At 58.7% G+C, this 20,955-nt stretch carries 20 protein-coding genes and 2 pseudogenes; 19 read left to right on the top strand and 3 right to left on the bottom strand.

The genetic code is table 11. From position 1 onward, the window contains the following. Nucleotides 1–139 precede the first annotated feature (139 nt). A pseudogene (locus ACFOJ9_RS00825) lies at nt 140–1,048 on the top strand (Mu transposase domain-containing protein); the annotation flags it as partial. An 11-nt stretch (nt 1,049–1,059) separates the two neighbouring features. Then, nucleotides 1,060–1,797 (top strand): IS21-like element helper ATPase IstB, encoded by a 738-nt coding sequence (gene istB, locus ACFOJ9_RS00820; RefSeq protein WP_378976448.1) that lies wholly within the window; start codon nt 1,060–1,062, stop codon nt 1,795–1,797. A gap of 27 nt (nt 1,798–1,824) precedes the next feature. Here the strand turns inward: istB and ACFOJ9_RS00815 are convergent, their stop codons facing one another. Further along, nucleotides 1,825–2,742 (bottom strand): hypothetical protein, encoded by a 918-nt coding sequence (locus tag ACFOJ9_RS00815; protein WP_378976446.1) that lies wholly within the window; start codon nt 2,740–2,742, stop codon nt 1,825–1,827. A 678-nt stretch (nt 2,743–3,420) separates the two neighbouring features. On the opposite strand from ACFOJ9_RS00815, the gene ACFOJ9_RS00810 reads away from it, so the two are divergent. After that, nucleotides 3,421–3,657 (top strand): hypothetical protein, encoded by a 237-nt coding sequence (locus tag ACFOJ9_RS00810; protein WP_095090027.1) that lies wholly within the window; start codon nt 3,421–3,423, stop codon nt 3,655–3,657. A gap of 223 nt (nt 3,658–3,880) precedes the next feature. Beyond that, a complete protein-coding gene (locus tag ACFOJ9_RS00805) occupies nt 3,881–5,536 on the top strand; it encodes an MFS transporter (protein WP_095090025.1) in 1,656 nt (551 codons plus the stop codon). A 206-nt stretch (nt 5,537–5,742) separates the two neighbouring features. On the opposite strand, the gene ACFOJ9_RS00800 is transcribed toward ACFOJ9_RS00805, so the two are convergent. After that, nucleotides 5,743–7,545: an HrpF/NolX family T3SS translocon protein gene (locus tag ACFOJ9_RS00800; protein WP_378976444.1), complete on the bottom strand. Its 1,803-nt coding sequence runs from the start codon at nt 7,543–7,545 to the stop codon at nt 5,743–5,745. Between the two features lie 303 nt (nt 7,546–7,848). After that, nucleotides 7,849–8,553, bottom strand: a complete 705-nt coding sequence (locus ACFOJ9_RS00795) for a secretin N-terminal domain-containing protein (protein ID WP_095090021.1) — start codon at nt 8,551–8,553, stop codon at nt 7,849–7,851. A 213-nt stretch (nt 8,554–8,766) separates the two neighbouring features. Here ACFOJ9_RS00795 and ACFOJ9_RS00790 point away from each other — a divergent pair, with 213 nt between their 5' ends. The 15 genes and pseudogenes from ACFOJ9_RS00790 to ACFOJ9_RS00720 all read left to right on the top strand — a co-directional run bounded on the left by ACFOJ9_RS00790 (nt 8,767) and on the right by ACFOJ9_RS00720 (nt 20,275). Beyond that, nucleotides 8,767–9,273, top strand: coding sequence for a nodulation protein NolB (locus ACFOJ9_RS00790; protein WP_095090019.1), 507 nt, complete (start codon nt 8,767–8,769; stop codon nt 9,271–9,273). 9 nt (nt 9,274–9,282) lie between these two features. Then, nucleotides 9,283–10,149 carry a type III secretion system inner membrane ring lipoprotein SctJ gene (gene sctJ, locus ACFOJ9_RS00785; RefSeq protein ID WP_378976442.1) on the top strand — a complete coding sequence of 289 codons (867 nt, stop codon included), beginning with the start codon at nt 9,283–9,285 and terminating at the stop codon, nt 10,147–10,149. A 12-nt stretch (nt 10,150–10,161) separates the two neighbouring features. After that, nucleotides 10,162–10,794, top strand: a complete 633-nt coding sequence (locus ACFOJ9_RS00780; protein ID WP_378922819.1) for a nodulation protein NolU — start codon at nt 10,162–10,164, stop codon at nt 10,792–10,794. Further along, complete coding sequence (gene sctL, locus ACFOJ9_RS00775; protein WP_095090013.1) at nt 10,791–11,429, top strand: type III secretion system stator protein SctL; 639 nt, start codon at nt 10,791–10,793, stop codon at nt 11,427–11,429. Before ACFOJ9_RS00780 ends, sctL begins: the two co-directional genes overlap by 4 nt. Then, a complete protein-coding gene (gene sctN / locus ACFOJ9_RS00770) occupies nt 11,410–12,759 on the top strand; it encodes a type III secretion system ATPase SctN (protein WP_095090011.1) in 1,350 nt (449 codons plus the stop codon). The genes sctL and sctN overlap by 20 nt, the downstream gene beginning before the upstream one ends. Beyond that, on the top strand, nt 12,735–13,268 hold the full coding sequence (locus tag ACFOJ9_RS00765) for a hypothetical protein (RefSeq protein ID WP_095090010.1): 534 nt from the start codon (nt 12,735–12,737) through the stop codon (nt 13,266–13,268). The genes sctN and ACFOJ9_RS00765 overlap by 25 nt, the downstream gene beginning before the upstream one ends. Before the next feature lie 26 nt (nt 13,269–13,294). Further along, on the top strand, nt 13,295–14,371 hold the full coding sequence (gene sctQ, locus ACFOJ9_RS00760; RefSeq protein WP_095090008.1) for a type III secretion system cytoplasmic ring protein SctQ: 1,077 nt from the start codon (nt 13,295–13,297) through the stop codon (nt 14,369–14,371). Further along, nucleotides 14,364–15,029: a type III secretion system export apparatus subunit SctR gene (sctR, locus tag ACFOJ9_RS00755; RefSeq protein ID WP_095090007.1), complete on the top strand. Its 666-nt coding sequence runs from the start codon at nt 14,364–14,366 to the stop codon at nt 15,027–15,029. The genes sctQ and sctR overlap by 8 nt, the downstream gene beginning before the upstream one ends. Nucleotides 15,030–15,058: 29 nt before the next feature. Then, nucleotides 15,059–15,307: an EscS/YscS/HrcS family type III secretion system export apparatus protein gene (locus ACFOJ9_RS00750; RefSeq protein ID WP_206073788.1), complete on the top strand. Its 249-nt coding sequence runs from the start codon at nt 15,059–15,061 to the stop codon at nt 15,305–15,307. A gap of 8 nt (nt 15,308–15,315) precedes the next feature. Further along, nucleotides 15,316–16,134, top strand: coding sequence for a type III secretion system export apparatus subunit SctT (gene sctT, locus ACFOJ9_RS00745; protein WP_095090005.1), 819 nt, complete (start codon nt 15,316–15,318; stop codon nt 16,132–16,134). Then, the gene (locus ACFOJ9_RS00740) at nt 16,131–17,168 is read left to right on the top strand and encodes an EscU/YscU/HrcU family type III secretion system export apparatus switch protein (protein WP_378976440.1); all 1,038 of its coding nucleotides are present in this window, start codon (nt 16,131–16,133) and stop codon (nt 17,166–17,168) included. Before sctT ends, ACFOJ9_RS00740 begins: the two co-directional genes overlap by 4 nt. A gap of 182 nt (nt 17,169–17,350) precedes the next feature. Further along, nucleotides 17,351–18,008: pseudogene (locus ACFOJ9_RS00735) on the top strand (integrase core domain-containing protein); the annotation flags it as partial. A 114-nt stretch (nt 18,009–18,122) separates the two neighbouring features. Then, nucleotides 18,123–18,377, top strand: coding sequence for a helix-turn-helix domain-containing protein (locus ACFOJ9_RS00730; protein WP_095090082.1), 255 nt, complete (start codon nt 18,123–18,125; stop codon nt 18,375–18,377). 143 nt (nt 18,378–18,520) lie between these two features. Then, on the top strand, nt 18,521–19,708 hold the full coding sequence (locus ACFOJ9_RS00725; protein ID WP_449288641.1) for a type II toxin-antitoxin system HipA family toxin: 1,188 nt from the start codon (nt 18,521–18,523) through the stop codon (nt 19,706–19,708). 303 nt (nt 19,709–20,011) lie between these two features. Beyond that, a complete protein-coding gene (locus tag ACFOJ9_RS00720; protein ID WP_378976438.1) occupies nt 20,012–20,275 on the top strand; it encodes a hypothetical protein in 264 nt (87 codons plus the stop codon). Nucleotides 20,276–20,955 lie beyond the last annotated feature (680 nt).

Genomic DNA, 20,955 nt, shown 5'->3' with positions numbered 1-20,955 from the left:
CAACCTCCATTTTGGATCAGGGGGAGTTGGAGGATGCGCTCGTTGCTTCGCCTGCGCGATGTGCCGCCAAAGACAATCAAGTCGTTTGATTACAGAAACTTACACCTCTCAGGACACATAACCGTTCGGGACACAAAATCCCGACAATGCCAAGGTCGCCATCATCAAGGCCTGCCGCTACGACCCGCAGGTAAACCGCACCTATGCCGGCATGGCCGAGCATTATGGCAGTTCGGTGCTGCCGACCCGGCCACGGCGGCCACGCGACAAAGCCAAGGTCGAGGCGGCGGTGCGGATTGTCGAGCGCTGGCTTCTTGGTCGCCTGCGCCATCGTGTCTTTTACAGCCTGGCTGAGGTCAACGCGGCGATCGGCGAGTTGCTTGCCGATCTGAACGATCGCCGGGTGCTGCGTCGTGTCAATCGTACGCGACGGCAATTGTTCGAAGAGATCGACCGGCCCGTGCTCAAGCCGCTGCCGGTTGAGCGCTACGTCTTTGCTGAATGGCGCATTCGGCGCGCCGGCCTCGACTACCATGTCGAGATCGACCGGCACTATTACTCGGTGCCATACCGCTTTGCGCGGGAGCAGATGGAGGCGCGCATCACGGCGACCACCATCGAGCTGTTCCGCAAGGGCGAGAGGATCGCCGCCCATCTGCGCTCCAGCGGCAATGGGCGGCACACGACGGTGTCGGATCACATGCCTTCATCGCACCGCCGCTTTGCCGACTGGACGATCGAGAGGATCACCCGGGAAGCTTCCGCGATCGGCCCCGATGTGGCGTTGCTGTGCCAGAAGATACTGGCGGATCGGCCGCATCCCGAACAAGGCTTCCGCGCCTGTCTTGGCGTCATCCGGCTCGTCAAGGGCTTCGGCCGCGAGCGCGTCAACGCCGCCTGCGGCCGGGCGCTGGAGATCGGCGCCCGGACTTATGGTTCCGTCCGCTCAATCCTCGACAATCACCTCGACCGGGCATCGTCGAGCCAGGCGACGACTCGCGAGCCCATCGACCACCCTAATATCCGCGGTTCCCGCTATTACCACTGAAGGAGAATGACATGCTTGCACATCCCACCCTCGACCGGCTCAACACCATGGGCCTGACCGGAATGGCCAAGGCGTTCAATGAACTGGCCGCCAATGCCGAAGCCGAACAGCTATCACATGGCGAATGGCTGGCGCTGTTGCTCGACCGGGAATGGAGCTGGCGCTACGATCGCAAGCTCGGCGCTCGCCTGCGCTTTGCCAAGCTGCGCCATCAGGCGGCGCCTGAAGATGTGGACTATCGCGGTGAGCGTGGCCTCGATCGGGCCCTGTTCATCAAGCTCATCGCCGGAGACTGGATCGACGCTCACGACAATTTGGCCATCTGCGGCCCATCAGGCGTCGGCAAGAGTTGGTTGGCCTGCGCGCTCGGCCATAAGGCCTGCCGGGATGACCGGTCCGTTCTCTATCAGCGTGTCCCACGACTGTTCGCCAATCTGGCGCTCGCCAGAGGCGACGGTCGTTATGCACGTCTGCAGAGAACCCTCGGACGCGTCCAGTTGCTCATCCTCGATGACTGGGGCTTGGAGCCTCTCAACGACCAGGCCCGGCACGATCTCCTCGAAATCCTCGAGGACCGCTATGGGCGACGCTCCACCATCATCACCAGCCAGCTGCCTGTGTCGGCGTGGCATGACGTCATCGGAAATCCAACCTATGCCGACGCAATCCTGGACCGCCTCATTCATAACGCCCACCGCATCGATCTGACGGGCGAAAGCCTGCGTCGCAAACAAGCGCAAAAAGCTTGACACACGGCACGTACGAAATGACAACAATCACAGCCAGCAAGCCCTAGCCCCAGGGGGCGACATCATCTCGGAATCGGGGGGCGCAATCATGTCGGAACAAAGGGGCGGCTTCGTCGGAATCGGCAAGTTGACCGCCGACTCGGCAAGAGTGGTAGCGACGCGAAGGCCGGCTCGGTAGCGTTTGCCGTAGTTGACGATCGCACAGCGGTTCGAACGGACATAGGTGAGCAGTTGCGATGCGAGCATGTGAAGACGCGCGACCGACAAATTTCCAGCCGCTTGCAACGGAAGCAATTGCGTAACAATACCCTGGAGGTCTCGGATAGCTCGATCCAAGCATCCGTGCCACAGTCGCCACTTCACCGCTTTGATGTCCTTGTCGATGGTCGAGAGCGCGCCGACGGACTCAGCTTGGGATCGAACCATGAAATCGGCGATCTGCTGCATGGGCTGAACCTTCATAGCAATGTGAAACCAGTCGATGATGTGGGCCGTCGGCTTCGGGATCGCACGCGGCAGTCGCTTGAGAATTTCAGCACCCTCCGAAATTACCGTGACGTCGCCGTAGCCACGATGCCCTTCTCGCTCAAGGGGGTGAAGGGCGCGATCTCGGATTGCGTCTTGGTCGGTATTGCTGGTGGTGAAATATCGGCCACCCCGATCTCCCCGCCCACCACGACCGCAGCGGGCCACGACGATCTCGAAATTCCGTCCTGAATTCCGCTCGGCGCCGCGAACATGCGCCGTGTCGATGCTGATGACGAACACTTTGCGGCGATCGCCGGGAAGCGGCATTTCGAGCTGCCGTCGTTCATCGGTCTGCAATCTTACTCGCCGGGTTTCTTCCATGATCTGGCCGTCAAGCCGTTCGCCGGCGCTGATCGTCCGCTTGCGCACAGTGGCGTGGGTCTCCGTCGGCTCGATAGGCAGAAAGGCAGCGAGCATGCTGGCAGCCTGGCGGTAGGGCAGCAGGCTTCCCAGTCGCGCCGCAATTCCATCAGTTCAGGCGTCGCCCGATCGGGGCAGATTTCCTTGAGCGGAGCGAATGCGCCGTCCATTCCCGGATGGCAATCCCGACACAGCATCCATCGTGGATTGCGAGCCTCCACCGTGCCAAACACCGTTCGAATTCGGCGTGTCGTGTAGTCCTTGACCGGCCGAAAGGTATGGCAGTCCGGACATACCCGGCGAAACAAGGCGTAAGTCTCCGCCTCCTGAGTGACCACCGCCTTCTGCAAGGCGACCATGATCTTCTTGCCATCATCGACCGACAGGCCGAGATCACCGTCGCACAGACGCTACTCGCTCTTATCGATTCGGACTTCTTGACAGACAAACGTCACCGAAGTCGTTCTTCCCCTCGATCGAGATCGTCCATTCCATCGCCTTCAACGCCTCCTTGAACAAAGCGCGGTGATGGCCAATCGGCGCTAACAAATCGTATCCGTACTGACCCCAGAGAAATTACCGGTGTCACGGCGCTTGCCTCAGAGTCGAGAGAAAGCACATAGGAACCAGGGGCAAGACCGCTGCTGATACTGCGAAGCTGCCTGCAAGCGCCTGACAAGACCGGTTCTGTGGGGGGCGTAATTCACCCCAGTAAGTGTGTACTCGGTGGTAGCATTGTCCCTGATTGGTCAGGAGCCGAAGATCCGCACGGTTCTGGCGACCACTGCCCGTTTCACGGAAAACAAGAAGCGGGTCGCCCATATCCATTCAAGCGACATCAGCGTAGGCGGCCTGCCCGAGCAGGTCAATGACTGGGAACGGCAAAGTCTCATCCTATCTTTTCATATCAATTCGCGTATTCCAGCGCATAATCCAAGGTTCGGCAACCGGGAGAACTCCGGGATAATCTGACCCCGGGTCAGCTCCATTCCTGAGCGCCTCTGCGGCCGGCCGGCTCCTCTAGCGCCGCAGGTATTCTTCGGCGGCAAAACTATAGATGTCTCGCTCGTGTCGAACGGTGCGCCGACGCCTGAAAAAATTTCCCTCGGCATCATCTCTCAGCCCATGGCCGCCACGGTCCAGTCGAGATTACATGCGAGAGCGGCCGATAAACGGAAAGCAAAGGCTTGCAAAGATGAGTGGTGTGGCTGGCTCTGATGAAGATTTTGCTGCGCCATCGACATTTGCGCCACTCATGCAGCCGACCTTTCGTTCGATATGGCTCGCCACGCAGGTTTCCAGTCTCGGCTGGCTGATGCAGACTGTTGCCATCAGCTGGCTGATGGCGACGATCTCGACTTCCGACTTGATGGTTGCGCTGGTCCAGGCTTCGTCGACGCTGCCTGCGTTCATATTGTCTGTCTTCGCCGGGGCGCTCGCCGACAATTTCAGCCGTCGCAGGGTCATGTTCGCCGGCCGGTCCCTTATGGTGGTAGCCTCTGCGATGCTGACTGCTTTAGTGGCGCTGGGCTTTGTCGACCCGTGGATGATCCTCGGCTTCAGCTTCTTGATCGCATGTGGCGGAGCTCTCAACGATCCCGCCTGGCAAGCTTCGGTTGGCGATATCGTGCACCGACGCGATATTCCCGCTGCCGTTACGCTGCTTTCCGTGGGCTTCAACACGGTACGCACCGTAGGTCCGGCGCTGGGCGGCATCGTGGTTGCCTCGTTTGGGCTTTTGGCAGCTTTTACTGTGACCACCCTCACCTATTTGGTACCCTTGGCCACCATATGGCGCTGCAAGTGGAAGGTTCGCTCTTCACCTCTGCCGCGTGAATCGATGAGGACGGCGATCTACGACGGAGTTCGCTTCACGGCGATGTCGTCCGAAATCAAGGCGGCGATCGCCCGCGGAACCCTCTTTGGCCTGGCGAGCATTGCCATACTCGCGCTGCTGCCCCTGATCGTGCGCGATCAGTTGGGAGGAGGACCACTCGCCTATGGCACGCTCATGGCCGGCTTCGGGACAGGCGCCGTCTTCGCCGGCATCTCCAACAGCAGGTTCAGACGGAGCTTGTCGCAGGAACGGCTGATGACACTGGCCTGCGTCGCCTGCGCGGCGTGTTCCCTCTCCCTTGCCCTGAACTCTTCGATTGCAGTGGCGGCAATTGCACTCGCCTTGGGCGGCGCGGGGTGGGTCACAGCCTGGTCCGGGGTTGGCGTGAGCGTGCAGCTGGCGAGCCCGCGCTGGGTCGTGGGGCGCACGATCTCGATTTACTATGCATTGATAGATGGCGGGATCGCGGCCGGCAGTTGGGTGTGGGGCACGGTGGCCGAAAACCATTCGCTGACCTGGGCGCTGGAAGGCTCCGCTGGAGCTCTGCTGCTGGTCGCTGCAGCCGGAGTGCTGTTTCCTCTGCGTGAGCGCTGCGATTCCGAGCCCGACCCTTTAGAGGAATTCGACGCTCCCGCGGTCGCGCTTGATGTGAAGCCAAGAAGCGGTCCTATCGTTGTCAAGGTCGAGTATCTGATATCCGAGAAAAACCTTGAGGCTTTCCTCGATCTCATGAGCGAGCGCCGGCACGTGCATAGCCGCGTCGGCGCGCGGCAATGGACACTCCAGCGTAATCTTCAGAAACCTATGCAATGGACAGAAACATTCCGCACGCCGACCTGGACCGACTACCTTCGCCTCAACCATCGTCTCACGACCGCAGACAAGCAACTGGACGAACGCGTTTGCCAACTGCACGCGGGGGAGCACCCACCCCAAATGACGCTTTCGATTGAGCGGCCGACAAGCTCGGCCCGCAAACCCGAGCAGTCAGTCCTTCACGTTCCCCGTCATTGAAGCTAAACTGTCAAATATCGGGGCACCAGCGATAGCGAAGGTATGGCGCTCGAGAACGAGCGTTGAGTGGTCGAAGCATCTCAGCCAGGCGCCCAAGCAGGACCTGCTCCAGACTTGGACTAGAGAGCGTGTATTCCGATCTTCCCAGGCGCGCTGAGCTGACTGATGAAAGGACGCAGTGCGGTGAGGAAGTTCGAATTTGCTGGTCAGGCCGAGCTCTGAGACGGCCCAGAGTCGGTCGCAAGTCTTTCTTGCAGGTTGTTCAAATAATCTACCGCATAGGTTTGCGCCGTGGAAAGCGGTAGATTGATGCCGGCCGTCGCGGCCTCTTCAATCGCCTTCTTGACGAGCCCGTTGCGGATTGCCAGTTTGACCTCGGGCCCAGCGACAAGGCTGACAGCCTGCGCCGCCAAGTTGATGCCGGCTTCTGCCAGCGCGTGCATCATATTGCCTCCGCTAATGGCTGTATGTAGGATGTTCGCCGCTTGCGACTCCCACTCGAGGGCCATCGATGCGAGATCGGCTATTTTTCCCAGGCCCGGAACGAAGCTGAGCAAGCCCACCGCCGTTGCGGCCGTGTCAAGCAGGCCAGAGGCTTCCTTGCAAACGCCGTCGACTATATGCATGAAGATGCCGCCGTTCTTTTTGGCTGACTTGATCTCAGGCTGGTCCGCCAGGCCCATCGTCATGTCCGCGACAGCGTCCTGCTCCGCAGCGGTTTTGGGCACATGGATCTTTGGCTGTTGAATGGTTTGGTTCGCCGACGACATGTTGGTGTAGAAGTGGGCAAAATCTTTTTTGCTGACGTCACCAGAATCGACTGTATGTCCGCCGCCGAAATCGAAGACTTTATTATGGGTCTTGTAGCCGGTGATCGAATTGTTGAGCAGACCGAACAACAGAGGATCTGAAAGGAGCTGCGACGCCGTTTTCCGTACTCCCGGATCAAGGCTCTTGTCGTCCGCCATGCTCGCCAGCTTGTCACGAGTCATGACACCGCTTCCAAAGAAAGCGTCCTGATGGCTATTCATCGTCTCGAGCGTATTCAGCTCGGCTTGCGTGAGGCTCATCGACGATGAGGCGACTTGCAGGAAGTCCTCTTTATGGACCTTATCTATAGCACCGCCGTACAACTGTTTCCAGGCATCCGGGTGATTGACAAAGTATTGAGCCGCCGCAATGACCTGGGGCGGACATTTGACGGTTTTCGCTTTGCCGTCGACGATCTGATTGAAATCAGCCAGACTCAGGTTCTTGGGCAGGCTTTCAGAGTACCGGTAAAGCTCGCGCAAGGCATCGCTCAAGGTCATGACCGAAGGCTGAGCATTTCCAGTGCTATCGGATGGAATGTAGTTCTGCTCGTAGCTTTGCGCCTGCCGCTCCTGAAACTCGGCAACTTGTGAATGATGGCTGGAGAACCCAGACAAATCTTTCGGCTCGATCCTGCCTCCACAGCGGCCGTCCCCCTGCGAGCCGATCGCGTAAAAGAGTTCTGGATCCTGCTGCAGTGCCTTGAGCGCCGCTTTCAAATCCGGTGGCGCAGAGGGCAGATTGGCTTGGGCATCGAGCTTGTCCCACCAGATTGGGGTGTCCTTGTGACGGTTAAGCACTGCCACAATCTGCAACTCAGCCTCGGTCAGGGAGCCGCCGTCCCAGGTGATTCTTGAGCTTTTCACCGGCACCGGCGGGACGGAAGGGGGCTCGATTGCAGAGGGCTGGAGATCCTGATCCATCGATTCAATTGCCGCCCTCATATGTGGCGGCAGCAGGTCCAATGGGTGCTGACGCAAATCTTCCATCGACGACTCGAGATCCGAAGCCTGCCGGTCCCGGAGCGCCGCAGGTTCGGTCTCACCTTGCAGCGAGTAAGAGGACAGCATTGCGTCGAAGAAGGATGCGCCTTGCTGAGCCTGGGCGGACATAGGCGCAGAAGGTGTCCGGCCCGACCAGGCCTGCACTGACTGTGCGGTATTTGAGCTGCTGGATGGTGAAAGGTTGCTGGCCGACATTGTGCACCCTCAGGCGTGACGTTGAAATTCCCACAAGGGCCTGATGTGAGGCCAATGCGCTCACGAACGCGACAATTCCGAGCGTCGGCCGGATCCCAATGCCCTAGCCGTGCTTTTAATTGATCCGCTCCTTGCTAGCCCCAAGGCTCAATTCCAGCACAGTGCCGGCGATATCTTTGGAGTTGCCGGTTCTAATCATGAACGGCTTAGCTTTCGATAAACTGACGAGCTTCACACGAATTCACACTCAGGAGGTGGCGGTCGTGATCTTTTTCTTCAGAAGCTACGGCGTTTGCTCCGATGTCAGTTCTGGTTCCGCTCAGGCTTCCCGGCGACGCCGTCCTGTTGCGGCACGACAGAGGAGTAAGACGCTTCCGGTTGCCCGTCGCGGACGACCATGGTGGAAGAGCCTCGAAACAATATCAGCACCGATTCTCTTGGCGGCGTCTCCACGGCGCGGGGCTGCGCCTGGGCCTCCGCCACCAGGCCGTTGAACGTCTGTTCCACCAGCGCCATGAAGCGTGGAGGACCGGAAACCAGGACGAGGCCATTTCCGGGCGCAGGTCGCATGACATAGCGCTCATCGGAGATGCCAAGCTCATCGAGGGCCGCCTTGAACCCATCGAAGCCAACCGAAGTCAGCACAAGCATCCGAGTCTGCGCTTCTTTTGCAGCGGACACATAAAGCACCATCCCATCATAATACCATTGGAGATCATACAGGTCGGTCAAGCGGTCGAGGAACTCGCGCGGTGGTAAATCCGGCATACGCCCGCGAATCCGCCCCTTCACCTCCGGGCTGATGTTGAGCCTGATATTCAGGTTGTTGCCGAATTGCTGCAACGCTGCAGAGAGATCCTGATCTAGAACCGTATATCTATAGGGCGTCGAGGGAAGCGACAGAGGCGCACCCACAGTGGTGTGGATACCGGTGGGGAGAAAAAACCCGACACAGAGAAGTATCTTCAAAATGTGCAGGGCGGTGGATTGGATGAGCGTTCTCGGCATCTGGTCTTGATAAACCAAAGGCTGAAACTCTCACAAGTGACTAAAGTCGACAACGTGACTTTTAAATAGCCAAACGACGCTCTCGTTGGTCAGCTTGTCGTCAGTTCGCCTGCCTAGGGTATTGATCCAACAGCCGGTGATGAACGTGCTGACCTCATCCCGCGTCAAAGAGAACACCTCATCCCGCGTCAAAGAGAACAAACGAGTCCTTGCATGATGATGCCTGTCACCTCGATCTCTGCCACTATAGCCGATCCTTTCTCCAGGTTCGCGCCATTCGACGAGCAGGCCCAGTTTGAGCGCGCCCTGGCGCAGGCGGCCGCCTCGACGAAAAACGACATTGCTTCGGCGCCAGCGAGGGCGGCGCCGGTTCCTGCGCCGATGGATGTCCAACGCGCGCCTGCGCGGACAAGTCCGGTAGGCGATCGCGTGATCCAGACGATTTCTTCGATGTACCGCGACAATACAGCCACTTCTGCCGCGCGCGACCATGAGGTTGCGCTTGCAAAGGGCGCTCTGTCGGGGCCGGCCCAGAGCCTCCCCGTCGAGGGTGGGGCTGCGGGAACGCGGATGCCGGGCCCCCTGCAAGGACCGCATGATTTCGAAACGATGGTTGCCGGTCTGCGGAATGTTTATAGCGAGGTCACCCAGGTTGCTCTTGTTTCCAAAGGTGTCAGCGGGCTCACCTCATCTGTCAACAACCTGATAAAACAAGGATGAACGGCGCGCATGATTGGTTTAGCCCGTGGCGAAAACATGCGTAGTCGCCCGCTTGGCTGGCGTTCGCTCTATTTTTTCGTACTGCCACTTCTCTTCGCCCTGAGTGGTTGCAAGGTCGATCTTTATACGCAATTGCAGGAGCGCGACGCGAATGAGATGCTCGCGCTTCTGATTGACAATGGGATTGATGCGGTCCGGGTTGCGGCTAAGGATGGGACCAGCACGATCCAGGTCGACGAAAAGCGGCTTGCCTTCTCAATCAATCTCCTGAGTGCCAAGGGGCTGCCGCGCCAGTCTTTCAAGAACCTCGGCGAGATATTCCAGGGCTCAGGCCTGATTGCCTCGCCGACGGAGGAGCGTGCCCGTTACGTTTATGCCCTGAGCGAAGAGTTGTCGCGTACCATCAGCGATATCGACGGCGTCTTCTCTGTACGCGTTCATGTCGTTCTGCCGCAAAACGATCTGTTACGAGCAGGCGCCGCGCCATCCTCAGCCTCGGTCTTTATCCGACACGACGCCAAAGAAAATCTCTCAGTTCTGCTGCCGAAGATAAAGATGCTCGTCGCCGACAGCATCGAAGGCTTGTCCTACGATAAGATAGAAGTGGTTTTGGTACCAGTGGAACGGCCCGTACCCGTGCAACGGCCCGTACCGGTGACTGTTCTGGCAAAAGCATCCAATTCCATTCCAGCGCCACTTCTGGCGATCGTGATGGGTGTTGCGGCGGCTGTATTCGCTGTGGCGTGCTATCTCTTAGCCAGTCTGGTTGGTCATCGGCGCAGGCAATCAAAGGGCGACCTATCCAAGGTCGAGGGGCGCTCGGGTGCTTCCGTTGTCGAGGCCATTCGCAAGAAGATCATCGGCGATACGGCGTAGGTGATATTCCCAATGACGATATCGACAAAGACCGCCGAACGTGATCGTACGTCCCAATTGCGTTCCGTGTTTCGGAGCGAGCTTGCTGCTTCGGCCCATCCGACGCGTCTTGCCGCCCATCTTGATCCGGCGTTATCGGCTGCGACATTGATGCGCTTGCAGAAGTGTCCCAGGCTGCGGCCAAGGCTGGTAGAATTGCTGCTTGACAATGACATGGATTCGAACGGAGGCGACTGGGGGCCGGATCTCCTGCACGGACGTGACCCGCATCGGGCTGCCCTCTTTGCCGGAAGTATATGGCATGCCCGTTCGTTGCTGAAACTTGTTTCGCAGCCTCACCTCAATGCGCTTATTGGATATATCGGCGCTGATGCGCACGCGTTTGGCATCCGACATCCGACGCATGCGATCGCAAACGGATTGATTGCTGATCCCGAAAAGCTGGCGCAGCAAATTGAACACGATGGACATGCCTGTCTTGGTGCTTGGCTCAATCACAGTCCAGAGCTTGAGCGTACACGCGTGCTTCTACGGTTGCCCGTCGGGACCGCCGCCGAGAATCCAGCGCCCGAACACGATGCTGCCGCAGGCCAGTTGTTTTCGCTTGTAGCCGCTCATTTTGAGGCGGAGATCCCGGTGATATGACAGCCGTTGTTCCTGCAGCGCCCGTCCCGCCCCAGATGCGCCCAGTGGACCCACTGATACGGGCGAGTGAGATCGAAATCTGGCATAGCGCCATGGAAGCGCGTGCTGCGGCGGAACGGCATCAGCGGCGGGTTCGCAGCTGGGCGCGCGCCGCCTATCAGCGTGAGCGGACACGCGGCCATACCGAGGGCTTGGATGCAGGCGCCGAGGAAATGGCCCGGCTGATTGCGGGGGCAGCCTCCGAAGTGGCGCGACGAAAGGCGGTTCTGGAGCAGGAATTGCCACAGCTCGTAATGGAGATCCTAAGCGATATTCTGGGCGCTTTCGATTCGGGCGAGCTGTTGGTGAGGGCTGTTCGTCACGCGATTGAGCGCAAGTACAGCGGCGCGGAAGTTTGCCTTCATGCATGTCCCAAGCAAGTCGATATGCTCGCGCGCGCGTTTGCTGGGTGCGACGGGCGGGAGGGCCGGCCGAGGGTTCGGATTGATCCGGATCCGACCTTGTCGCCGCAACAGTGCGTGCTGTGGAGCGACTATGGCAATGTCGATCTGGGACTTGATGCGCAGATGCGAGCGCTGCGCCTCGGCTTCGGGTCACTTTCTGACGAGGCGAACTGTGACCACGCCGGTGCATAGTCCCGCCGGCATCCGGCCTCCCGATCCGGCCATCTCGTCCTTGAGGTCTTCGGCAAAGCGAATCGACACGCGTGTCGTGCGCGGACGGATTACGCGGGCTGTCGGTACACTGGTCCATGCCATCTTGCCCGACACTCGTATTGGGGAACTTTGTCTGCTGCAGGATCCCAGAACCGGACTGTCGCTCGAGGCCGAGGTGATCGGCCTGTTGGATAATGGCGTGTTGCTCACGCCGATCGGAGACTTGATGGGCCTGTCGGGCCGCGCAGAGGTTGTGGCCACTGGACGAATGCGTGAAGTGCCAGTCGGCCCCGATTTGCTCGGCCGCGTGATTGACAGTCGTTGCCGTCCCCTCGACGGCAAAGGCGAAGTCAAAACCACCGAAACTCGTCCGCTGCGGGGCGCGGCCCCCAATCCAATGACAAGGCGCATTGTTGAGCGGCCGTTCCCGCTCGGGATCCGTGCTCTGGATGGTCTGCTGACATGCGGCGAGGGGCAGCGGATCGGAATTTATGGCGAGCCAGGTTGCGGCAAGTCGACGTTATTGTCACAGATCGCAAAAGGTGCCGCCGCCGACGTTATCATAGTCGCGCTCATCGGCGAACGTGGACGTGAAGTTCGAGAATTCATAGAGCGGCATCTTGGGGAGGCGGGCCTTCGCCATACGGTCGTAGTCGTCGAAACATCCGACCGCTCGGCAGTGGAGCGGGCGCAATGTGCTCCTATGGCGACCGCGCTCGCCGAATATTTTCGCGAACAAGGGCTACGCGTCGCCCTCATGCTAGACTCGCTGACACGCTTCTGCCGCGCCTTGCGCGAAATAGGCCTTGCTGCGGGTGAGCCGCCGACGCGACGGGGCTTTCCTCCTTCCGTTTTCGCTATGTTGCCAGGCCTGCTGGAGCGTGCCGGCATGGGTGATCGCGGCTCAATCACGGCTTTCTATACGGTGCTTGTCGAAGGTGACGGCACAGGCGATCCTATTGCCGAGGAATCGCGCGGCATTCTTGATGGCCACGTCGTTCTCTCACGCACTATCGCGGCGCGATCGCATTTTCCAGCTATTGATGTGCTGCAAAGTCGCAGCCGCGTAATGGATGCGGTCGTATCTGCGCCACATCGCAAGGCAGCATCCTTTTTCCGTGATCTGCTCTCGCGCTATGCCGAATCCGAGTTTTTGATCAACGTCGGCGAATACAAGCAAGGCGGCGACCCTCTTACTGACCGGGCTGTCGCGTCGATTGGCGAGCTGAGGGAATTTTTGCGCCAGAGCGAAGGAGAGCCGTCAGATTTTGAGGAGACGATCGCATGGATGTCGCGTCTGACCGGGTGAATTGTTTTCACGCTTCGAGGTTACGGCTTCTGAAGGAAACGCAAGAGCGTAGATTGCTTATGGAACTGTCCAAGAAGGAAGCCCAGCGCCAGACGGCCACCTTAGCCGTACAGAACGCCGCCCAGGGTCTTGCAGTCGCACAGCAAAATTGCGCAGGAGCCGAAGCGGGGCTCTACCAAGACCTGATGTCGCTCGACACTTTTTCCAGCGCAGCACTCGACCATCACCACCTTCTCGTTGAGCGGCTTGAGGCTGAGATCACTTTCAGACGCGAGATGCTTGATGAGGCACGCGTTGCTCAAGAAAAAGCCGAGGCAGCGGCGTCTGAGACGAGGGCCCGGTGGGTCAGAAGTTCGGCGGCAAAGCGCAAATGGCAGCAAATCGAGAAAGACGTCCGGCGCGCCCTCGACATTCATTTAGAGGCCGCAGACGAGATGGAGGCCGACGATGACATATTGCTTCGGTATGGAAGAATTTCGCTCGCCCTGACGGGTAACCCGATCCGATAACCGCAGGCTCCCTGAATGACGCGATCGTGCAGTTTAGATCTGCTTTGGTAACCACTGTGGGCAGACCGGCTATATTCGAACCAGCGCTAACACTGTCCCACGCGGTCGCCTCGTGGCTCAATGATATAGCGGCATCGCGCAGGCCCTTTCAGGCCTTGATCAGCGACAAGCCACTATCGGCGCGGGTGGAAGGGCTTGCCTGGCAGCAGGAACCTTGTGGAATTCCGATGCTTGACTGCGTTTGGCGCGTGGGAGCTGAAACGATCGTACTGTCGCTGTCCCGACGGCTTGTAGAGGCGCTCGTCTCCACAGTACAGGGTGATCTGGCTTTCCCTTCCGAGCCAACTGCTTCGCTCATTCTGGAACTTGCACTTGAGCCGCTTATCGCTCAATTGGAGGATAAAACGCAGCGGGACGCGCAGCTTCTACACGTACGTGAAGCCACGACACTGGCTCCTTATCTCGAACTGGAAATCGTGTTCGGCCCAGTCAATGGCAAAGCTCGTCTCTTCCTGTTCTCGCCTCTTGATGGCCTCGTGCCGTTCGCGTTCCGCGCGCTAGGCGAACTGCTTGGCCAGTTGCCGCTACAGCCGCGCGAGCAATCCCCGGAGCTCCCGGTCATGGTCGCAGGAGAGATCGGCACGCTTCGCGTTCCGGCGGCGCTTCTTCGCAAAGCATGTGTTGGTGATGCTCTGTTGCCAGACAAATCGCCGTTCGGCCGCGACCAGATCACCCTATCTGTAGGCCTGTTATGGGCCCGGGCAGATCTTGAGGGCGATCACCTAATCCTGCGGGGGCCATTCCGCCCCCGATCGTGCCCTTTGGAGAATGCGCATATGACAAAACCCGAATCACCACTGGGGCCGTCGGAAGCCAATCTCGACGATGTCGAGATCGAGCTTGTCTTTGAATGTGGCCGCTGGCCCATGCCTCTGGGAGAATTGAGGAGCGCTGGTAAAGGACATGTTTTCGAACTTGGTCGGCCAATCGACGGTCCGGTGGACATACTTGCCAATGGTCGGCGTATCGGACGTGGCGACATCGTGCGCATCGGAGATGAGCTAGGCATCAGACTGCGTGGCAGGTTGGCATGCAATGACTGAGATTCAGCCGGCAATCTTTTCGCTTCTAGCGGTCACCGCCGGACTCGGTCTGCTGGTTTTGGTAGTCGCCACGACCACGGCGTTTGTAAAGCTATCAGTTGTTTTATTCCTCGTCCGCAATGCGCTGGGGACCCAGACGATACCGCCTAACTTAGTGCTATACGCAGCGGCACTCATCCTCACCATTTTCGTTAGCGCGCCTGTTATTGAACAGACCTATGATCGTATGACGGATCCGAAGCTCCGCTATCAGACGTTCGATGACTGGCTAAGCGCCGCCAAAGCCGGCAGTGAGCCCTTGCGCGATCATCTCAAGAAGTTCACGAACGAAGAGCAGCGGCGATTCTTCCTCTCCTCGACCCAAAAAGTCTGGCCAGAGGAAATGCGAGCCAGAACCACACCTGATGACTTCGCCATTCTCGTACCATCTTTTCTAATTTCGGAACTAAAGCGTGGGTTCGAAATCGGCTTTCTCCTTTATCTTCCCTTTATCGTCATCGACCTTATCGTAACGACAATTTTGATGGCGATGGGTATGTCGATGGTATCTCCGACGGTTATATCCGTCCCATTCAAGCTCTTTTTGTTCGTCGCTATTGATGGCTGGTCAAGGTTGATGCACGGACTTGTATTGAGCTACACGATACCGGGAGGTTGATCATTATTGAATCCAGTATTGTCACTCTTATGAACCAATCGTTGGTGGTTTTCATGATCTGGATTCTGCCGCCGCTCGTTGCGTCGGTAATTGTTGGCCTAGGCATTGGCATCATCCAGGCGGCAACGCAGATCCAGGATGAAAGCTTGCCGCTCACTGTGAAGCTTCTGGTCGTTGTCGCGGTAATTGGCCTGTTTGCCCCCGTGCTGAGCGCCCCGCTCATAGGACTGGCCGGCCAGATCTTTACCGAGTTTCCCGCAATGACACCTGGCTATTAGTCCTCGCCATGTATGCGTCATCGGCCGAGATTCAAATCCTGATCCATACGGCTATCGAAATCGTCGTCGCGGCTGGTCTCGGCGCGGCCCGCGCGATAGGCATTATGCTGATCCTTCCTGTATTTACACGATCTCAGATTGGCGGGCTGATCCGCGGCTGCCTGGCTGTTGCCTTCGGACTACCGTGCTTGGCACACGTCAGCGAGGGCTTGCAGGCGCTAGATCCTGAAACACGTTTGATCCAGGTAACTCTTCTCGGATTGAAGGAGGTTTTTGTCGGCGTACTCCTTGGCACTTTTCTCGGCACTCCCCTTTGGGGACTTCAGGCGGCCGGTGAGTTTATGGACAATCAACGCGGCATCACTAGCCCGTCCGCTCCGAGCGACCCCACGACGAACAGTCAGGCTTCCGCTATGGGAGTCTTTCTCGGGATCACTGCAATTACGATCTTCGTCGCAGCAGGAGGTCTGGAGACCGTGATCAGCGCCCTTTATGGCAGCTATTTGATCTGGCCCGTGTATCGGTTTCACCCCGCATTGAGCGCGCAGGGAGCAATGGCGTTATTGAGGCTGCTCGACCAGATTATGCGCACGACATTATTGGTCTCGGGGCCCGTAGTGTTCTTTCTGGGGCTAATTGATATTTCAATGATGATCCTGCGTCGCTTTGCGCCCCAATTCAAGTCGAGCCAACTGTCCCCTGCGATCAAGAATATCGTCTTTCCGATTATCATGGTCACCTACGCTGCCTATCTGGTCGAGAGCATGAAACTGGAGATCACACAAGCGAGTGGCGCGCTTGAGTGGTTCGACAAGTTGCTGAAATGAGCGACACGAGTGAAGAAAAGGCACACGCCGCCACCCCAAAGAAACTAAGCGAAGCGCGCAAAAAAGGGCAGATATCGCGTAGCTCCGATTTCGTCCGCGCAGGCGGCACTTGCGCTGGGCTCGGCTATCTTTGGCTAAGAGGGAGCGTGATCGAAGACAAATGCCACGAAACGCTACTATTAACCGACAAGCTGCAGAACCTGCCTTTCGATGTCGCGGTCCGGCAGGAACTAGTCCTGCTAATCGAACTCACCCTGGCGACCGTTGGCCCGCTGCTTGGCACTCTCGTTGCTGCGGTAATTCTGACGGGATTATTAGCCAATGGTGGATTTGTCTTCTCTCTCGAGCCGATGAAGCCCAACTTTAGGAAAATAAACCCTTTTGAAGGGCTGAAGCGCATGGCGTCCATGCGTTCTGTAGTCGAAGTTGGCAAGACTCTGTTTAAAGTAATGGTTCTCAGCGCGACCTTTTCCCTCGTCCTTCTCGGCATGTGGAAGACGATGGTCTATCTGCCGCTGTGCGGCATGGGTTGCCTCGGCATTGTCTTTACGGAAGCGAAGCTGTTGCTCGGGATTGGCGCCGGTGCGCTTCTGATCGGCGGACTGATTGATCTCCTGTTGCAGCGTGCGTTGTTTCTGCGCGAAATGCGCATGACCAAGACCGAAGTGACGCGCGAGGTGAAGGAACAGCAAGGAACGCCGGAGTTGAACAATGAACGACGTCGCATCCGCAATGAAGCGGCCGGCGAGCCTCCGCTTGGGGTGAATCGCGCCACGTTGGTCTTCAGAGGGAAGGCGATACTGGTCGGTCTGCGTTACGTACGAGGTGAGACCGGTGTGCCGGTCTTAGTTTGCCGCGCCGAGGGCGAGGCCGCCTCACGAATGTTTAGTGAGGCGCAGGCGCTACGTCTCGAAATTGTCAATGATCATGTCTTGGCGCATCAACTCATCAGCACAACGAAACTGGGCAACGCCGTTCCCATGCAATATTTCGAGCCCGTCGCGCGAGCACTCTTCGCCGCAGGCTTAACCTAGCCGTGGCCTCAACAGGTTGTCTCCGGTCAGGCAAAATCTGCCGATTGGCGTGTACGACTTTAGGTTCGCGCGGTCTGCGGCTTATAGCGACAAGGTCAGGCAGGCGGTTCAGCGGCATGACGTCGGGTATGCCGCGGCAAAGGCCAATTCGCTGAGGCCGGTCTGGATCTGGATGAAGTGTTGGGCCCAACCGCATCTATCGGCTCCATCGCGAGGAAGGGCTGGCGGTGCACAAGCGGCGCGCGACGGCGTGCGGTCGGCACCGGGACACCGATCCTGGTGGAGGCGCGGCCGAAAGCGCGCTGGTCGCTGGACTTCGTCCACGACCAGTTTGCCTGCGGCCGTCGCTTCCGCATCCTCAACGTGGTCGACCTCGATCTCGGGCCGGCGTGTGGCGCGGGAACTGACGTACCTGATCGCCCGCCGTGGCAAGCCGGGCATGATCGTCTGCGACCTCGGCACCGAGTTCACCTCGAACGCCACGCTCGCCCGGTCGAAGGATCATCAGGTGGAATGGCACTACATCGCGCCGGGCAAGGCGATGCAGAACGCCGCTGCGAGAGCTTCAACGGGCGGATGCGGGACGAGCTCTTGAACGAGGCCCTGTTCTTCAGCGTCGACCATACCCGCACGACGATCGCCGAATGGAAGGACGACTAAAACCGCCCACATTCAGCGCTCGGGTTCCTCACGCCGACGGCCTATGCCGCCAGTCTCACCGCAACGGCCGGCTGGGCTGAGACCCGCCCGCGGTGGGGCCTCGGGGCAAAGCCTAGAGCCTGTACCGGTAAGACCGGGCGCGCCAACCTACTCCTCATTCCTTGGCTGGAACTACTTTAGCCGCGAACGCGTATATTTCCTTTTTATACGCAAGTGCGCATATTTCGGCTTTATACGGCATCGCGTATATTGATATTTTATACGGGCTCGCGTATATTGGCCTTGGAGGTCATCATGAACGAGCAAATCGCCCGTACCGAAAAACAACTGGGAGCCATCCTGCGCCGCGCGCGCAAGCAGGCGGGGATGACGCAATCAAGCCTGGGGCACAACATCCATCTTCGGCAGGGAACGGTCTCCCGGCTCGAAGCCGGCGAGCCCGCAGTCCAACTGCGCACCGTTATGGAGGCACTCGCTGCCCTCAACCTCGAACTCGTGGTCCGGGACCGGAGCAAAGCGAGCGCAGCGGACATTGAGGACCTCTTCTAAATGGCGCGCCAGCGAACGCACGCTCCCCTCAACGTCTTTCTCAACAGCCGCCTTGTTGGCGTGCTGCGACGTGAGACAAGCGGCGCTATCGATTTCCGCTATGATCTCGACTGGCTTGCTGGAGGGCGACGTTTCCGATTTCGTTGTCGCTGCCGCTGCGCGAGGACCGCTATATCGGCGAACCCGTCATCAACGTGTTCGACAACCTGCTGCCGGATAGCGACGCAATCCGCAAGCGCGTCGCGGAAAGAGTGGGAGCCGCAGGCACAGACGCATACAGCATGCTCACAGCCCTTGGTCACGATTGCGTCGGCGCGCTTCAATTTCTGCCGGATGGGATCAATCCAGGCGCGCCGGGAAGTACCGACGGAAAACCTGTCGACGTTTCGGAGATTGGGGACATCATTCGCAATCTCGCAGCTGCCCCGCTGGGCATGGGCGAGGATGATGATTTCAGGATTTCCATCGCGGGCGCGCAGGAGAAAACGGCCCTGCTGCGCAAAGACGGCAAATGGTACAAGCCCGTTGGCACGAGCGCGACAACCCACATTCTCAAACCTCAAATCCGGCAGCTGCCCAACGGCATCGACCTGTCGAACAGTGTCGAGAACGAATATCTCTGCTTGAAACTCCTCGCCGCATTCGGCGCGCCGAGCGCCGACGCCGAAATCACGGACTTCGGAGAGCGAAGGACGCTGATAATCGAGCGCTTTGATCGCCGCTGGACACGTGATAATCGGCTGCTCCGCCTGCCGCAGGAGGATTGCTGTCAAGCCCTTTCCTTCCCGCCCACACGAAAATATCAGTCCGACGGGGGCCCGAGCATGCGCTCAATCCTGGAGCTCCTGAAGGGCAGCGATACGCCTGAGAGCGCCATCGCGATGTTCATGCGGGCCAACATTGTGTTCTGGTTGATCGGAGCAACCGACGGCCACGCGAAAAATTTCAGCATTTTTCTGGGACCCGGCGGGCGGTTCAGAATGACGCCTCTTTACGACGTGCTCAGCGCGCAGCCGAGTCTGGACGCTGGCCAAATCCAGAAGAAGAAATTCAAGCTTGCCATGTCTGTCGGCAAGGGCCGCCACTACGCCATCAACGACATCATGCCGCGCCATTTCATTCAAACCGCTGAGCTCTCCGGAGTGGGAGCGGCACTTGTAAAATCGATCTTCGACGATCTCGCGGAAAGCGCGGTGCGGGCGTTTGATGAGGTAGTTGAATCGCTGCCAGGTGGCTTCCCGGAAGCGATGACGGATTCGATCGGGAAGGCAATCGTTCACCGGCTTGGGCTTTTGGAAGTTGAAGCATCCGCTGAGAACGCCGCCGTTTAGAAATGGGAGGCGCCGGATGAAGATGGCAGCAGGACCATGGACGCCGATGCGATCCAGGCCCGAACCTGGCCGTTCGTACCTGATCTGAGGCACGTATGGCGGTATGCAGACGTGCGATGTCGCCTTCTACAACGGGACACGAGCCGATGGTTCGCATTGGTGGATGCTGGGCAATGTCGAGATCGCGCCCGCGGCGATTGACCGCTACGCAGAAATCCTCCTGGAAGAGATCGATCAGACGCACCCCTCTCCGAGTCTTCATTCCTCTCGCGTATAGCGATGCCCCCGCGGGCGGTTCTGCTTGTGGCCGGAGTTCTCGCCAATGTTCTTTTTCCAGCTCCTTTTGGGCTCGGCTTTGAGACCAACCGCTGGAACCGTGATGTCGAGATTGTTGACCTCGATCTGATGCTGGCGCGCCTTCCACGTTTCGACGTGGAGGCTTTCAGCCGCCAGGATTTCTCGCCGGATTTTCGTTTCGAGCGAGCGCCGCTCGCGCAGGTCAAGGCGATGCAACGCCTTGTGACGACGCTCCAGCATGAACTGCTCGCGTTGGTGACGACGGCCTAAACTAATGCCTCCTGTTCGATGCGGTGGCGCTCCGCGGGATTGATCCGGGGATTGATCTGGCCGAACTGCATAATCGAAGCCTTCTGCGGGAAATCTGAGCGCAGAGCCACCGAAAGGCTCTTGATCCAAGAAAGCTATCGGAAAGAACCTCTAACCGCCGCCCTCGCCTTGCGACAAACCAGCGTAAGCGAACAGCTTAAACTACAAATCTGGGGGGGAGGACTTCGAATCTCGTCGGGCGCGCCAATTATCTCAAGCACTTAGCCGCCGCGCGCCATACTAATCTTAGGATTAGTACGGGAATTAGTATGGCAGATTCCCTCACTTGTTCGGTTGCCTTGACGCAATTTCGCGTCGGCGCGGTGCCAGGGGAACACTCCGACCGGCTCATGCGTTGCCCTCCGAAGGCAGAGGTCACAGGTTCGAATCCTGTCGGGTGCGCCATTTTTATACTGTGAAAACAGGTGGTTAGCAAGGCCTCTTTTCCGCAAGAAGAGGGCGGGAAATACGTCGCGGAAGCACCACGGAAGCAGTCGGTCGGGGTGGCGGGCCTAGCTGCTGTGGCTTTATCTCCTGCGGGCCGGTATCTGCCCGCGTTGCCGCCAGCGTGCAGTATTTTTCAGCCGTATTCGGCATCGCCGCCGCGTGTTTTCTTTTCGGCGACCGGCTCGGCGCGATAC

This window comes from Mesorhizobium cantuariense (assembly GCF_042647205.1).
Classification (GTDB): Bacteria; Pseudomonadota; Alphaproteobacteria; order Rhizobiales; family Rhizobiaceae; genus Mesorhizobium; species Mesorhizobium cantuariense.
Note: the sequence above shows the minus strand (reverse complement) of the source record. Positions and strands in the feature narration are given on the sequence as shown.